17 protein-coding genes and 1 rRNA gene are annotated in these 13,605 nt (G+C 39.9%); 12 read left to right on the top strand and 6 right to left on the bottom strand.

Annotated features, from left to right (window positions below):
- The first annotated feature begins 147 nt into the window (after positions 1-147).
- Positions 148-822, top strand: coding sequence for a hypothetical protein (locus L3V42_RS13275; RefSeq protein ID WP_235763062.1), 675 nt, complete (start codon positions 148-150; stop codon positions 820-822).
- A complete protein-coding gene (locus L3V42_RS13270) occupies positions 819-2,108 on the top strand; it encodes an efflux RND transporter periplasmic adaptor subunit (RefSeq protein WP_238472191.1) in 1,290 nt (429 codons plus the stop codon). The genes L3V42_RS13275 and L3V42_RS13270 overlap by 4 nt, the downstream gene beginning before the upstream one ends.
- Before the next feature lie 349 nt (positions 2,109-2,457).
- Here L3V42_RS13270 and L3V42_RS13265 read toward each other — a convergent pair whose 3' ends face one another.
- A complete protein-coding gene (locus L3V42_RS13265) occupies positions 2,458-2,703 on the bottom strand; it encodes a hypothetical protein (RefSeq protein ID WP_500797183.1) in 246 nt (81 codons plus the stop codon).
- 488 nt (positions 2,704-3,191) lie between these two features.
- A complete protein-coding gene (locus L3V42_RS13260; protein WP_235763068.1) occupies positions 3,192-4,043 on the bottom strand; it encodes a YihY/virulence factor BrkB family protein in 852 nt (283 codons plus the stop codon).
- Between the two features lie 318 nt (positions 4,044-4,361).
- Between L3V42_RS13260 and L3V42_RS13255 the strand changes: the two genes are divergently transcribed.
- From L3V42_RS13255 to L3V42_RS13245, 3 genes are read left to right on the top strand one after another with little or no spacing between them, the layout of a single operon-like run.
- A complete protein-coding gene (locus L3V42_RS13255) occupies positions 4,362-4,859 on the top strand; it encodes a DUF948 domain-containing protein (RefSeq protein ID WP_238472189.1) in 498 nt (165 codons plus the stop codon).
- Positions 4,860-4,861: 2 nt separating this feature from the next.
- Positions 4,862-5,320 carry a DUF948 domain-containing protein gene (locus L3V42_RS13250; RefSeq protein ID WP_235763070.1) on the top strand — a complete coding sequence of 153 codons (459 nt, stop codon included), beginning with the start codon at positions 4,862-4,864 and terminating at the stop codon, positions 5,318-5,320.
- Entirely contained in the window at positions 5,310-5,525 is a 216-nt protein-coding gene (locus L3V42_RS13245; RefSeq protein ID WP_235763071.1) for a hypothetical protein, read from the top strand. The genes L3V42_RS13250 and L3V42_RS13245 overlap by 11 nt, the downstream gene beginning before the upstream one ends.
- A 51-nt stretch (positions 5,526-5,576) precedes the next feature.
- Here the strand turns inward: L3V42_RS13245 and L3V42_RS13240 are convergent, their stop codons facing one another.
- Positions 5,577-6,095, bottom strand: coding sequence for a DUF948 domain-containing protein (locus tag L3V42_RS13240; protein WP_235763072.1), 519 nt, complete (start codon positions 6,093-6,095; stop codon positions 5,577-5,579).
- A 635-nt stretch (positions 6,096-6,730) separates the two neighbouring features.
- Between L3V42_RS13240 and cwlD the strand changes: the two genes are divergently transcribed.
- Both cwlD and salA read left to right on the top strand, forming a co-directional pair.
- A complete protein-coding gene (gene cwlD / locus L3V42_RS13235) occupies positions 6,731-7,450 on the top strand; it encodes an N-acetylmuramoyl-L-alanine amidase CwlD (RefSeq protein ID WP_235763073.1) in 720 nt (239 codons plus the stop codon).
- 91 nt (positions 7,451-7,541) lie between these two features.
- On the top strand, positions 7,542-8,594 hold the full coding sequence (gene salA, locus L3V42_RS13230) for an iron-sulfur carrier protein/transcriptional regulator SalA (RefSeq protein ID WP_235763089.1): 1,053 nt from the start codon (positions 7,542-7,544) through the stop codon (positions 8,592-8,594).
- A 34-nt stretch (positions 8,595-8,628) separates the two neighbouring features.
- Here salA and gerD read toward each other — a convergent pair whose 3' ends face one another.
- Positions 8,629-9,279 carry a spore germination lipoprotein GerD gene (gene gerD, locus L3V42_RS13225; RefSeq protein WP_238472188.1) on the bottom strand — a complete coding sequence of 217 codons (651 nt, stop codon included), beginning with the start codon at positions 9,277-9,279 and terminating at the stop codon, positions 8,629-8,631.
- A gap of 130 nt (positions 9,280-9,409) precedes the next feature.
- Here gerD and L3V42_RS13220 point away from each other — a divergent pair, with 130 nt between their 5' ends.
- The 3 genes from L3V42_RS13220 to L3V42_RS13210 all read left to right on the top strand — a co-directional run bounded on the left by L3V42_RS13220 (position 9,410) and on the right by L3V42_RS13210 (position 10,991).
- A complete protein-coding gene (locus L3V42_RS13220) occupies positions 9,410-10,081 on the top strand; it encodes a KinB-signaling pathway activation protein (protein ID WP_235763075.1) in 672 nt (223 codons plus the stop codon).
- Positions 10,082-10,337: 256 nt separating this feature from the next.
- Complete coding sequence (locus tag L3V42_RS13215; RefSeq protein WP_238472187.1) at positions 10,338-10,550, top strand: hypothetical protein; 213 nt, start codon at positions 10,338-10,340, stop codon at positions 10,548-10,550.
- A 240-nt stretch (positions 10,551-10,790) separates the two neighbouring features.
- Complete coding sequence (locus L3V42_RS13210; protein ID WP_238472186.1) at positions 10,791-10,991, top strand: hypothetical protein; 201 nt, start codon at positions 10,791-10,793, stop codon at positions 10,989-10,991.
- A 129-nt stretch (positions 10,992-11,120) separates the two neighbouring features.
- Here the strand turns inward: L3V42_RS13210 and L3V42_RS13205 are convergent, their stop codons facing one another.
- Positions 11,121-11,408 carry a hypothetical protein gene (locus tag L3V42_RS13205; RefSeq protein WP_238472185.1) on the bottom strand — a complete coding sequence of 96 codons (288 nt, stop codon included), beginning with the start codon at positions 11,406-11,408 and terminating at the stop codon, positions 11,121-11,123.
- Between the two features lie 443 nt (positions 11,409-11,851).
- Entirely contained in the window at positions 11,852-12,604 is a 753-nt protein-coding gene (pdaB, locus tag L3V42_RS13200) for a polysaccharide deacetylase family sporulation protein PdaB (RefSeq protein ID WP_235763080.1), read from the bottom strand.
- A 290-nt stretch (positions 12,605-12,894) separates the two neighbouring features.
- Here pdaB and L3V42_RS13195 point away from each other — a divergent pair, with 290 nt between their 5' ends.
- Positions 12,895-13,140, top strand: coding sequence for a hypothetical protein (locus L3V42_RS13195; protein ID WP_235763081.1), 246 nt, complete (start codon positions 12,895-12,897; stop codon positions 13,138-13,140).
- A gap of 350 nt (positions 13,141-13,490) precedes the next feature.
- Positions 13,491-13,605: ribosomal RNA gene (locus L3V42_RS13190) — 16S ribosomal RNA — on the top strand; the annotation flags it as partial.

Raw genomic sequence — 13,605 nt, 5'->3', positions numbered from 1 at the left:
TGAATTTCATAATACGTATTTAATGCATCACCATCACCGTATGTAGTTGAGTTGGTTCGTTCCCAACTACATACGGTGATGGGAAAGCCGACTTTGGTAATTATGAAATTCATTCACTACATATAAACTATAAAAGGAAGTCGAATCATGCTCTATCGTGTCCAGTTGTTTAAATTTTTCACATCAATCTATGATCATATCTTTCGGATTAGACAAGCAGAAAGACTATCCAACGTAAGAAAAACTAGTACTCTATTGATTCTCGTTGCGGTACTTATTTACGGGTGGATGGCTTATTTGGGAATCGGCAGCTCAATGCTTGCAGGAGGAGCCGCGGAGCTAAGTGCAACTGAATATGAAACGAGTAAATTATGGTTTGTCATTGGCAGAATGATTTATGGTGCTTTATTTGCTGCATTCATTCTTTTCATTCCCAGTCTGATTTTCTATTTAATTACGGAAATACCTTATGGAAAGCTCGTCATTATGCAGCAGGTTGTGCTCTCGGTTATGCTGATCGAAAGACTACTGTGGATTCCTCTTGCATTATTTGCGGGACTGGACTGGTTTGCATCACCGCTCTCCTTTGGAATTATCGCTTCCTATATTACGGAAATGGATTGGTTTATTTATTTCTTTGGTGCAATCACATTGTTTCAATTTTGGATTATTTGGTTCCAATACCGGTTCTTACATACGCTTTCAGAAATCGGAAGCCGGACGTTATGGGCATTTATCTTGTTGCTCCATGTGCTCGGCTGGGTGCTTGCGGGAACCATAGCATTCGCTGACTCTTATATGATAAGTGGGTGGTTTGAATGAGAAAGAATCGCTTTATTCAATTAGGGATACTTGTGTTCATCGCGTTGAATTTACTTCTTGTATATTTAGACGATGAAGCACGAGTAGACAGAGTTTCTTACGTGAATAAATGGTCGGAAAGTGTGACTGCTGATTTAAAGAAAGAGTTGTATAAACCAGTTGTCTTAGAGGCTGCAGATGAAGAAGAAATTTACTTTGACCGGACGGAGGGAGTCTTCCAGCAGTTCCTCGTTGCGGTTGGGGAAGAAGTAACACCAGGTTCAAGTTTATTCACCTACCGAGTGGAAAATTATTATGAAACGGAATCAGATTTACTTCAGCAGATGGAACGTGTACAAGGGGAAATGGCAGCAATTGAACAAGCGATATCTCAAATGGAGGCATATCATATTCCTGCGAATGAATTTAATCCAGCGAGCTCGGTTTTGATTACGGAAGAAGATATTTTCGTTGAACTTCCAGAATCCCCGGTTGAAGCAGAACTAATGAAAGAACAATTCATTGCAGAGAAAGAGCAAGAATTAGCTGCGAAAACGACGGAATTAACGACAGTGGAAAATCAACTGTCAGAGCTCCGGGATACGGGTGACATGATTACATATGAAAGTCCTTTCGCAGGGAAAATAAAGCAGATTTCTACAGATCTCGGTAATCCTTTAATTGTTATCGAAAGTACGGATCTTCACGCAACAGGTGATTTAAGTGAAGCAGAGCGATTAGAAGTAGAGACAGGTATGCCCGCTATTTTACAGTTAGAAGAGACAGATGTTCTTTTAGAAGGTTCTGTTGATTCACTCGATGATTCTCCGGTCGAACTTGATGTGGAAAAAGAAAGTATTTACCCATTTACTGCAAATTTCCCAGAAGATACGCCAGAGGAAGATGAAGAAGGTGAAGAAACAGAAACGGAAAAGGAAACTGGGGCCGAAATGGAATCAGAGTTATTACCAGGTTATCACGGGACACTTACCATTACGCTGGAAGAATCGATGAATGCGACGACTATTTTTGATGGTGCTTTATTAAATGGGGGCGTATGGCAAATGACAAGTGCTGGGAAGCTGGAACAGAAAGCCGTTGAGACCGGGTTATATGAAGATAACCAGTTTGAAATAACTTCCGGGCTTGAAGTAGATACCTCACTAGCTGAAGGACCTGTTCGCCAACTTAGAGAAGGGGCAACGTACATTACCCCGCTGAAATGGAGGCAGGTAACGAAGGAATCATTCCATATGAAGGAGAATGACTGGTTACAGCCATTTGTTAGTGGGTTATTATCCAGATAATATTTTCTTAACTATTACCGAATATCCTTCTATTTGTGGCAATTATTCGAACTCAAACATGGACTCAAATATATCTATAGGTGCATTCTGCGTATCTTCTACATTTACTAGAATTTGTTTCGTTAATTCAGCTGTTTTCCTTTTCGCTTTGATTTAGTCGATAGAATAAATTCCCAATCGTTATAACATTGGTCTGGCAATAAAAAACTAAACTGTGAAGTAAGATTCGTACGCTCTTTTACTTACACAGTTTAGTTTACACTCACCAGCTAATGAGGAAATTGGTTTATTATTTTTAATGTACTCTTATATTTTAGTTCCAACTTCAAGTTAAGACTTTTTCACAAAATTAGCATGCAGCTCCACTAGCAAGGGCACCACATAGTAATGTACATGCTGGATATCCCCCAGGTACACCAATTAAAGCTAGACACCCCAATGAACAAGAACCGCTAGTTGCCAAACCGCAAATAACCTTAAACCAGTAGCTGTCTCGATCAATTTCGCTTAGACTATTAGATTCTTCTACTTCTCCCTTTTCATTTAGTGTATTCTGCATTAGAATCTCTCCAGATTCACCATTATACTCAGTAATTACTAGGAGTTACTAGCTCAATTCATAAGAGTTGTCATTCGTGGGGATGGGTTCACAGTAGCGCCATTTATAGGGACGTTGCCTGTTTCAATAATATTAATTGTAGTAAATATAATTCAAGTTAAACGAAAATCTGACAGTACACCTAATATGGATGAAAGAACGTTAAGAAACATATTGAAGTTTCAGATATTTGCATCTCAAATATTTATAGGTCTTCTCTTTCTATCATTGATAATTACAACTTTTTTAAGTATTGAGAGTGTTCCTACATCTTTATTGTGGATTATAGTACTTATATATATGTGTTTGTACGGAATTGGAACTTTAATTGTTAAAAGTAAATAATAGACCAAAAAGATAAAAATAAGCGTTTTACTCTGAGCCAGCTTGTAGGTGTTGTTTCACTACAAGCTTTTTTATTAAAAGAAATAAATAGGCTGCCGAGGGTTTCGCGACAGCCTGAGAATCCTCCACAGGTTCTTTTTCTAAATATTTGCTGCTTTATGTAGCTCTGCAGCGTTCTGGATTTTATGGCGATGATAAATAACCGTAATACTTGCACCAAGCATTAAGATAAGACCTGTCAAGAAGAACCATGTCATAAGAATAATCACTCCACCGAGCGTCCCGTACGTCGCTGAATAATTACCAAAGTTACTGACATAAATTGAAAAACCGAATGAAATAACCTGCCAGAGCAAACTGGCAAGTAAAGCTCCGGGAATGATGTGCTTAAAAGGTATTTTCTTATTCGGTGCAAAGCGGTATAGTAACATGATAAATGTGGTGAGCACAATAATACTAATCAACCAGCGCAAGACATGCAGTAAAATTCCCATCCCAGCCGTTATTCCAATGATGGATCCAACAAGTTGTAAAATAACATCTCCGAGGACCGGTAATAGAATTGCGACAATGACTGAGATAATCAGTCCGATTGTCAGTCCGAGGGAAATTAAACGAACGACGATAAACGACCTCGTTTCTTCCACATCAAATGCTTCGTTCGATGACTTGATGAACGCATCAATTCCATTGGACGCTGACCACAACGCACCGATAATCCCGATGGTCAGTAACCCGCCCCTTGGAGTGTCAATCAGATTAATAATATTTTCTTCAAATAAAGTTGCAATCTCTCCAGGTAAAACACTTGAGAAGAAACCGAGCGCATCATCTGCGGAAATATTAAAATATGGAATGATTGCAAAGCCGACAATCAATAACGGGAAAATTGCCAACAGAAAATAATAAGCTAGAGCAGCTGCCAGAAATGTTATGTTATCTTCCTTGAATTTTTCTAATAGTTCTTTTCCAGTTGTTTTAATTTTACCCATTATCCTTTAACCTCCACTAACATTACCAAGATATTGTACAGACTATATACCCTACTTGTTTTAAATTAATCTTTTTTAAAAAATGGGAAAGAATATTTTTGTAAAACGAATGAATTTCATAATTACCAAAGTCAGCTTTTCCATCACCATATGTAGTTGGGAACGAACCAACTCAACTACATATGCTGATGGTGAAGCATTAAATACGTATTATGAAATTCATTAAAACGTTAAAAGTTTTAATTACGCCATCTAGTGGTATAATATCTCTATAATAGATGCCTGAGTATGTGGATGCTAAAGGAGGGAACAGTACATATGGGACTTATATATCTTAGTATTTTACTTGTAGCCATTGCCTTTCTAATTGCAACAGTTTATATTTGTTTCGTCCTGAAGCGGTTGACGAATACAATGAGGTCATTAAGTGTTACATTAGGCAGTGCTGAGGAACAGGTCGGGAAAATGACCCCTGTGCTTTTGCAGACGATAAAAGAGACAGATGAATTAATCGGTGACGTGACGGAAAAAGTCCAAGCAACGGATAGTATGTTTGATTCTGTCCAATTACTTGGTGAATCTGTTCAATCTGCCAATACTGCTCTGCAAAATGGGCTAGGTAATTTAACGGATGCGGAAATGGACCGTAAAGTGAAGCCGTTTATTGAAGGGATCAAATGGAGTGAGGTAGCAGTACAATTATATGGCACGTGGAAAGGTCAGCAACCAAAGCAAAAAAATGAGCTGATGATTAAAAATGAACTTAAAATTCGTGAAAAGCATGATATCGTAAAAGTAACAGGGAGAGAGGGATAGATATGACATTAGTAGGTGTTGGAGTATTATTAATTGGAGTTGCATTTCTTGTATTAGCCGTATTCGTAGCACATGTGTTGAATAATTTAGCCGGTGTACTTGATGGTGTGGATAAGACGGTGCAGCAGCTTCCTGGACAACTCGATGATATGTTGAATGAAACCTCAAATATCATTCGTGAAAGTAATCAGACCTTAGCGGATGTGAATGAGAAAATGGAACAATTAAGTCCATTATTTTATATTGTTGGAGATGTTGGAAATGCGACGAGAAAACTGACATCGTCCCTTGTTGATGTAACGGAGTCGATGAAAGAGAAGAGTGAGACAGGTAAAGGTATTGCCGATACGAATAAACTAGGTGGTATATACGGCTCTTTCGCCCTCGGTTATTATTGGTTAAAGCGACGCCAGCAATTGAAAAATGATTATGCTGAAGGGGAATTTACTGGTGGAAACTAAAAGTCTAATTATTTCGATTGCTAGTGGCGTTGTAAGTGGCGCGATGCTTGCTGTTTTTGCGAATTATCGGGACGAGCATGCGGGTGGCCCTTCCTTACTCCAAAAGGCGCAAGCGTGGGAAAGGAAGTTCTATCAGGACGGTGAGAAACGGGCTGACCTGCTTGAAAAGATAAAACAAGATGCACGTTTAGCTGCAAAGAAATAAAAAAATGCATGGTAACTGTTTTTTTGCAGTTACCATGCATTTTTTTCAAAACTATTCATTGTCGATTACATTTCTCTCATTATTGAACTCTCTTGCCTTCTGAAAAATCATCATCCCTAAGGTAGCAGCACCGTATAATGATTCTAAATTTTTCCTTGTAGCAAAGGTGCCTGTTTCTTTCTGTTCAAACTCTTCCACCGCATTTACCATATTGGAGGAGAGTTCATGTGTTGCTCTTCCTACATCTCCAACAAGGTAAAAGATAGGAGTGAGCTCCTTTAATTGTACATTTATTTGCTGAAGCGTATCTACACCAGTGTGGAGTGCTTCATTTGCTTGGCCGCTGATATCCTTGACCGTTTCTGGGAGTTCTTTCGTCGTTTCTTTTACATCAGAAAGAATAGCAGCTACTTTATTAAGTGGTTTAATTAAGATGCCGGTTAGTGCAAATAGGGCAATTCCGATGATGATTAATCCAATTCCTACCCAAATCATCACAAAACTCCTCTCCATCATTATATATTTTTCATACCACATTTCTTTTTGTGATAAACGTTCCTTTCTTAGCATACCACATTTCCCTAGTCATAATCCTCTCCTGTCTCCCATAAAATTTTAATAACATACTCAACTTTCACAGTCCAAAACACTCGAGTGTCGTATTCATTCAGCGTAAGTATTTGCTCATTCTCTTGAAAGTATCTCTAGTCGCCGTTCAGTTGCCCGGTGGACGGATGCGCATCCTTGGGAACTGCCGGAGCTCCTCGGGCTGAGCACTAAGGGGTCTCCAGACTCGTGCTGTTCCCGCAGAAGTCACCGTCCACCGGGCAACTGAACTGGTTGGGATGATTATTTTAAATACAAATTATTCCTGCCTCTTTCCAGTACATTAAATAGTGAGCCCGATTTGGTCTTTTCTGGTAGCAGTCCAGACACCTCGAGACTCCTGCGGGAGGCCGGCTAAAAACGGTCACGTCCTGTGACCAACGCCGGCATTAGAACTTCCTGTTCGGAGGTAAGCCTGGCGAGACCCCTTAGTGCTCAGCGCGAGGAGGCTTGACGTTCGCTCAGCAGTGCGAGAGGTGTCTGGACTGCGGATCTCCAGAAGAGAGTTTCGGTTTCGGATACTTACGCTGAATGAAAGTGATTCGTAGTGAATTTTTTCAGGTTCGAAGGTTGAGTGACATAGTAAAGGTGGCGACGGGATGGAACGTCTTTTTAAAATGGGTACGTGGGCCTTTGGCTTGATCCTGTTAGTATATTTAATTCAGATGCCGATTAAGGAAACAGATACGACTTGGGCGTCTTGGTCACTCCCCTTATCTGGGAAAGTGATTGTACTTGATCCGGGACACGGTGGGTCAGATGGAGGAGCGGTTGGGAGAGATGATACAGTGGAAAAGGATATCGCGCTAAAGGTTACGAAGCAACTGCAGCGCTATTTACAGCAGGCAGGTGCGCTTGTTTATTTAACCCGCGAAACGGACGAGGATCTCGCCGATGAAGATACTCAGGGACTCTCACGAAGAAAATCAGAGGATATCAGAAATCGCCTGCAGTTTATTGAGCATAAGCAGGCAGATCTGTTTTTAACGATCCACTTGAATGCCTTGCCTTCTGAGCGTTGGCGGGGTGCGCAGGCTTTTTATTATCCATCATTTGATGAAAATGAGCATCTTGCTCGCATGGTTCAAGAGGAAATAAGGAGTAATCTAGAGAATACAGACCGGGAAGCGCTGGAGATAGATGGAATTTATCTTCTGAAACACGCTGAAGCACCAGGAGCATTAGTTGAAATTGGCTTCTTATCGAATGAGGAAGAAAGAGAATTGTTAAAGCAGGATGACTATCAGGAACAAATGGCAGCAAGCATTTACCGAGGGGTATTACGCTACATTACAGAGCCGGCAGAGGAGAAAGAGTGAAACCGTCATCAAAATGCATTTCGCTTAGGTTTTCAGTCATTTGTGTTATACTTGAGGATGTACATAAATGCAAATAAGGATGGTGACAACATTGCTAACAAAAGAACAGGTGATGGAACTCTTGGGTCCAGTGCGAGATCCGTTTATACATACTACTTTGGCAGAAACTGACGGGGTGAAGAGCGTTACCATTAGAGAGGAAAAGAATCACGTCAGTGTGAAAGTCGGAATTTCCAAGATGAATACCGGTGAACAGATGCAGATGCAACAGGAAATTGTCGGAATTCTAAAGAAAAATGGTGCGACTACCGTGGGGCTCCGTTTCGAGCAGCTGCCAGATGAAATCATCCGGAAACATCAACCAGCTGTTGAAAAAGCAAAAGAAGCCTCTCTCATGGGCGGATCGAATCCGAATTTTATTGCGATAGCTTCCGGAAAAGGTGGAGTCGGTAAATCGACGGTCACAGTTAACCTTGCAACAGCTCTCGCAAGACTCGGAAAAAAAGTCGGGGTCATTGATGCTGATATTTATGGTTTCAGTGTACCGGATATGATGGGAATTGAAGAGCGTCCAGTTGTTCGTGGCAAGAAAATCATACCAGTAGAACGGTTCGGTGTAAAGGTTATTTCCATGGGATTCTTTGTTGAGGATAACTCGCCGATCATTTGGCGTGGTCCTATGCTCGGTAAGATGCTGAATAGTTTCTTCTCAGAGGTTGAATGGGGTGACTTGGATTATCTATTGCTCGACTTACCACCGGGTACAGGAGATATTGCAATGGATGTGCATGAGCTCCTTCCGACATGTAAAGAAATAATCGTCACCACCCCGCACCCGACTGCAGCATTTGTTGCTGCACGTGCTGGTCAGATGGCGATGAAGACGGATCATGAGATTCTTGGTGTTGTGGAAAATATGTCCTATTTTGAAAGTAAAGTGACTGGCGAAAAAGAACATGTTTTCGGTAAAGGCGGCGGGAAAAAGCTAGCCGAAGTACTGAAAACGAAAGTACTTGGCCAACTTCCGCTCCAACAGCCATACATGGATGAGGAAGAATTTGCACCGTCGGTTTATCAGGAAGACCATCCAACTGGACAGGAATTTCGCCGCATTGCTGCAAAAATTGTTGCCCAAGTGGAGTAGGTAAGTAAAAAGAGCCCAGGGCTCTTTTTTATTTTTACCCACCTCCACCACCTCCACCTTCACTTCCTCCGCTTTGTTCTTCGCCACCTTGCTGTTCACCACTTCCTCCGCTGCTATCTTCGTCTTCGCCACTTTGTTTTGCTTGTTCTTCAGCAGCTTTCAGAAGTATCTCTTGGATTCTTGCTTGAAATAGCGGTGTTTCTAATGTTTGTTGAATTGTTTCTTCCAAGTGGGCACGAAATTGCTGACTTTTCAATGTTGCTAAAATCAATGCCGTAACTTCCGGATTTTGCAGTAATTCAAGCATCTGTTTTTGATATTCTGCATCATTCATTAAATCCTTCATCCATTTTGTTTGCTCTTCTTGAATAGCTTCTGTATATCCTTTGACAAAACTCGGATCCTTGAAGAGTGATTGCCACATTTCCTTTCCCTTGTCACTTACTAAAACTTCATTTATCGCAGATTTCACGACATCGGATTGGATGGTTAGTTCTTGCTTCACTTTCTCATCTTGGAATAATTCGGTCAATGCCTTTTTGCCATCTTCTGTTTGCAGGATATCGACCACCATTTTTTTTGTCTGTTCATAATCTGCCTGCTCCTTTCCTGCCTGATTACCGCCACAAGCTGTTAAAGCTGTTAGGAAAACGAGGAAGAAAATGAAGAAGAAAAGCTTTTTCATGATGCACCACCTTTCTTGCTATTTATAATTTGTATGACAAACTTCCTAACTATACAGTTAAAATGAGGAAAAAAGCTGCTGTTCGTGTTAAAATACAATCATACGCATGGAAAGTGTAGGAGGATTTACAGTGAATATTCGTAAACTGATTAAGTTTTTATGGAATACGCTCGTAATTGGCGGAGCTACCGGTATTATCATTAGCTTTATTATTAAATGGGATACATATGTTGCCTATCTTAATCCCATCAATTGGATGGAATTATTAGGATTACTGACGTTTTTCGTCGGTTTAGGCCTTACCTTTGCCGTTGTCAGTATGACCGGTTATTTTGCTTATTTATATATTCACCGATTCGGAATTAGCTTATTTCGTTCCTTTTGGCCGGCGGTGCAGATTCTGTTGATTGCATTTATATTATTTGATTTAATTTATTTCCCATACAGAGGGTCAGATGGTGGAATAGGAATATATTGGTTGATTTTCGGCACGTTACTCTTCTTCCTTTATTCTTGGTTCGTCGCCAAGTGGAAACAGAAGGAAACAAATACATCTGCCTTTATTCCAACATTGTTTTTTATGATTGTGATTACAACGTTAGAGTGGACACCAGCACTCATGGCGGAAGGTTCGGATTACGTCTGGTTAATGTTTGCACCGCTACTTGCGTGTAACACCTACCAGATCATTGGCTTGCACCGCATCGCAAATCGAGTAGACGGCAAGTCCAAGAAAGACCCAGCAAGAAATGAAACTGCAACACCGAAGAAGGGCAAACAAAGCGCTACAACGAAAGCATAAAAGACTGAGTCTATAAGGGAAGTCTCAATTCATTAATACAAGTATAGCCTGGCTTTTCCACGTGTGTAAGTCTTTTCTGGAAAAAAAGAGGACGATATCAAGGAGGAATGTCAAGATAAGTGTAAAACAGCCCAATTTGGAATTAAGAAGAAAGCAATTTATTAAGGTAGACGGATTACAATTTAAAGATATTGGAATGGAAAGTTCGATCCTTATGAAGACCGGCGTCTAAGTCCAGAGGAGCGAGCAGAAGCTTGTGTCATTAATGGATAATGACGAAAAAATTGGGATGATGCTTATTAACTCCCGAAGAATGGGGCTTTATCAAGAGGATAAAAGTAAGACAAGCCATGATGGCATCCTTGATGAAGAAATTGTAGAAAAAGGTGAAAGTATCTTTGCGACGAGTAAAGTATACGGTACGACGCACACTATTGAAGAGAGACATCTTCGTCATTTTATTTTATGAGATAACTTCAGCCCGTCCGAAACAGCGGAATGAGTTAATAAAATGAATGAGCTGGCGGAAGGAACCCGTGAGTACTGTCCAAGAATTCGAAGGGAAAGATATTCCGTTTGAAGAAGTTGGCTTTGCTTTCAACTATTATTTCTTAAATGATATTTTACGCGAACGAACGATTAGATTTTAAAGGCTAATATTAATGGTAACAGCGGTATTGTGAATAATATGAGCTGGGGCGTGGAAGAGATGAGTATCCCAGAGTGTTTTGCGAAAGCTGTCAATGCTGGAACAGATATTGTTGCGGATTCGAATGATATCGAGAACTTAAAAGCAGCATATGAAAATGGCTGGATTAGTGAGAGACGAATTAATGAAGCAAATGTGAAGTTGCTAACGGAAATGTTTGAAACGTATAGAAAACAAGCAGCTAAGCAGTTAGTGAATTAGAAGAGTTTACGTTAACCGATAACTATGAAGAAGCAGATATTGCGCTTCTCTTCTAACAGCCGAAGTCAGGTACTTACGTTGATGTGACGCCTGGTTTGCTTGAGCTTGAAATCACAGAAGATAAGCCGCTTAAAGCATTAGACGAGAAGCCTTATAAATGAAACGAAGTAAAATCCTGTAATAAATCGCCTCTGTCGTCCTGTCTAATGAACCTGGGAGAATACCGCTCGCTGCAAGTGATTTTAGAGCGTTGTCTTTTGTACGGATGAAGACACCGACCGCACCGGCTTTTAGTCCGCTTCGGTCACTCAGGAAATTGATCGTTGCTCCCAGTCCCTCACCAATCAGGTTTCCAAATGGTCCATATACAAGAAAGTAACTGGGACTAAGTAATGAAATGAGAGGATTGATGAACATCTGGATGTCTTTATAAATGATTTTTCTTAAAAGCTTATCCAGGGCAGCATAAACGAAGATGGCGATGAAGATTGGGAATACGGTGGATGAGCAGAATTGAGAATGGAAAGTGCAGCTTTCAATAGTCCTGCGTCTGCAAGCACTCCGCTGATAGGTGCAAAGCTTCCAGAAATAACATTTAATAATTTAGAGAGGATGGATTCCTTTTTTTCGTCCCATTTTCACTCATTTTTTAAACTCCTTCCTATTTGTATGGTCTTTGCAGCAGATATAGTAAGTTCTAATTTGTACTATTATAGTGAAATGTTTAATAAATTTCTAGTAAGAAGAAAGGGGATGTCAGAAAATAGTGGAAGAAATATGGGAGTGCTTTATATGAGAAGCCGGGGTATCGTAACGACTTTTACTATCGTTCATTATCCCGGCTCTCGTATTTGTAAAACTTATTCCACCAATTCAATATCGGCATGGGCTTGACTGATTAACTCGCTGATTGGCACAAAGTTTAATCCTTTCCCTTTCAATCCTGGCAGAATCGTTTCCAGCGCTGCGGCCGTCTGTTTGACCCTGTCGGAGGCGTGAAGTAGGATGATATCTCCATTCGTCGTGTCATTCATGACGACATTTACAATATTTTCTGTACCTGGATTTTTCCAATCATTCGGATTAATATTCCAATGCACGACTTCAAAGCCCATTGATTCGGCTAAATCTAGTATCTCTTCATTAAACCGCCCACTAGGAGTCCGAAGTAAGTTGATATCTTCAAATCCGAGTTTTTCAAAAGCTTCTTGAGCAAGGAATAAATCCCTTCTCACTTCTTCCAAATCCTGTTCTACATAACTTTTGTATCTATACCCAAGTATTCCAATTTCATGTCCACCCTCTGTTATTTCTTCAACAATTATCGGATGACGCTCTGCCCACTCTCCGCTCAGGAAAAAGGTAGCTTGTACTTCTTCTTTTGCCAATGCATCGAGAATATCATGTACTTTCTCCTCTCCCCAACTGATGTTGAAGGTAAGTGCAATGTTCGGTTCTTCCACGCTCCCCCTTGTTAGTGCAACATCATCACTTGCATTACTGCCAAGTATGCTGGATTGGAATATGAAAAAACCAGCGGCTAATAGCAATATAAGACTAAGCGTAAAATATCTTCTTCTCTTTTTAAAGCTGAATACATAGAAATGATCCATTTTCGTTCCTCCTTGGATAACTTGTCCTTACTTCATATATATGAGGGAGAACTTCAAAAAATGAAAAACATCCTGGAGTAGCGATAGGTTTAGAAGAAAATTAAAAAAACAGGTTGTATATGGATGGAATTCGGGAATAGTAAATCAACATGAAAACAGAAAATCTATAAATAACCGACGGAATTATGCTTTTCCTGCGTATATTTATGATAGGTGTTAAGTTGTTTTGTTCTTGTATCTTGTTTTAGATGAAGGAAGTAGAAGAAGTTAATATGTTTGGAGTGAACAGTATGTTGGGATTATTAATAAATGAAATGGAACAAAAGGAAATCGAGTATTTAATCAAACGAGAATTAGAAGAGCTATTATTGGATTTGGAAGACAATCGTATCGATGCATTACTAAAGAAATCGATGAGAGAAAGATATGAAAAGCTTTTTCAACTTTTATTACGCGTAGCTAGCACAGAAGAGTGCCTCCCTTATCTACCGGCAAGAGGTTTGTGTAAAAAAAGGCTAAGTGACAGCATTTATTAAGATGAAATAAAGAAATGTAAAATTTCTCTTGCATGAATAAAAATACTATGGTATAGTTAATTCTGTTGTGATTTTCAGCGGTTCGTCAATCCGAACGATTACTTGACCGTTCTGAAAGAAAATTAAAAAAGATTTAAAAAAAGTGTTGACAGCCAATTGGAAACATGATAAATTAAAAGTCGTCGCAAAAAACGACAAGAAATTCAATTGCTCTTTGAAAACTGAACAAAACAACCAGTATGAAAAAGAGGTAAGAAGTAAAACGTTGGATTGATCTAACGAAAGCTTTTTATCCCTGAATCAATTTTTGAAGCTAAGAATAGATGACGGTGTCATCAATCACAAACACTTTTATGGAGAGTTTGATCTTGGCTCAGGACGAACGCTGGCGGCGTGCCTAATACATGCAAGTCGAGCGCGTGAAACTTTTCAGATCTCTTCGGAGTGACGAATTGTGGATCGAGC

It is taken from the genome of Oceanobacillus alkalisoli (assembly GCF_022213125.1).
Taxonomy (GTDB): Bacteria; Bacillota; Bacilli; order Bacillales; family Amphibacillaceae; genus Oceanobacillus; species Oceanobacillus alkalisoli.
This window is presented reverse-complemented; position numbering and strand designations above follow the sequence as displayed.

Coding starts and splice junctions, on each gene's coding strand:
- L3V42_RS13275 (WP_235763062.1), top strand. CDS start 148: ATGCTCTATCGTGTCCAGTTGTTTAAATTTTTCACATCAATCTATGAT.
- L3V42_RS13270 (WP_238472191.1), top strand. CDS start 819: ATGAGAAAGAATCGCTTTATTCAATTAGGGATACTTGTGTTCATCGCG.
- L3V42_RS13260 (WP_235763068.1), bottom strand. CDS start 4,043: ATGGGTAAAATTAAAACAACTGGAAAAGAACTATTAGAAAAATTCAAG.
- L3V42_RS13255 (WP_238472189.1), top strand. CDS start 4,362: ATGGGACTTATATATCTTAGTATTTTACTTGTAGCCATTGCCTTTCTA.
- L3V42_RS13250 (WP_235763070.1), top strand. CDS start 4,862: ATGACATTAGTAGGTGTTGGAGTATTATTAATTGGAGTTGCATTTCTT.
- L3V42_RS13240 (WP_235763072.1), bottom strand. CDS start 6,095: ATGCTAAGAAAGGAACGTTTATCACAAAAAGAAATGTGGTATGAAAAA.
- cwlD (WP_235763073.1), top strand. CDS start 6,731: ATGGAACGTCTTTTTAAAATGGGTACGTGGGCCTTTGGCTTGATCCTG.
- gerD (WP_238472188.1), bottom strand. CDS start 9,279: ATGAAAAAGCTTTTCTTCTTCATTTTCTTCCTCGTTTTCCTAACAGCT.
- L3V42_RS13210 (WP_238472186.1), top strand. CDS start 10,791: ATGAGTATCCCAGAGTGTTTTGCGAAAGCTGTCAATGCTGGAACAGAT.
- L3V42_RS13205 (WP_238472185.1), bottom strand. CDS start 11,408: ATGTTCATCAATCCTCTCATTTCATTACTTAGTCCCAGTTACTTTCTT.
- pdaB (WP_235763080.1), bottom strand. CDS start 12,604: ATGGATCATTTCTATGTATTCAGCTTTAAAAAGAGAAGAAGATATTTT.
- L3V42_RS13195 (WP_235763081.1), top strand. CDS start 12,895: ATGTTGGGATTATTAATAAATGAAATGGAACAAAAGGAAATCGAGTAT.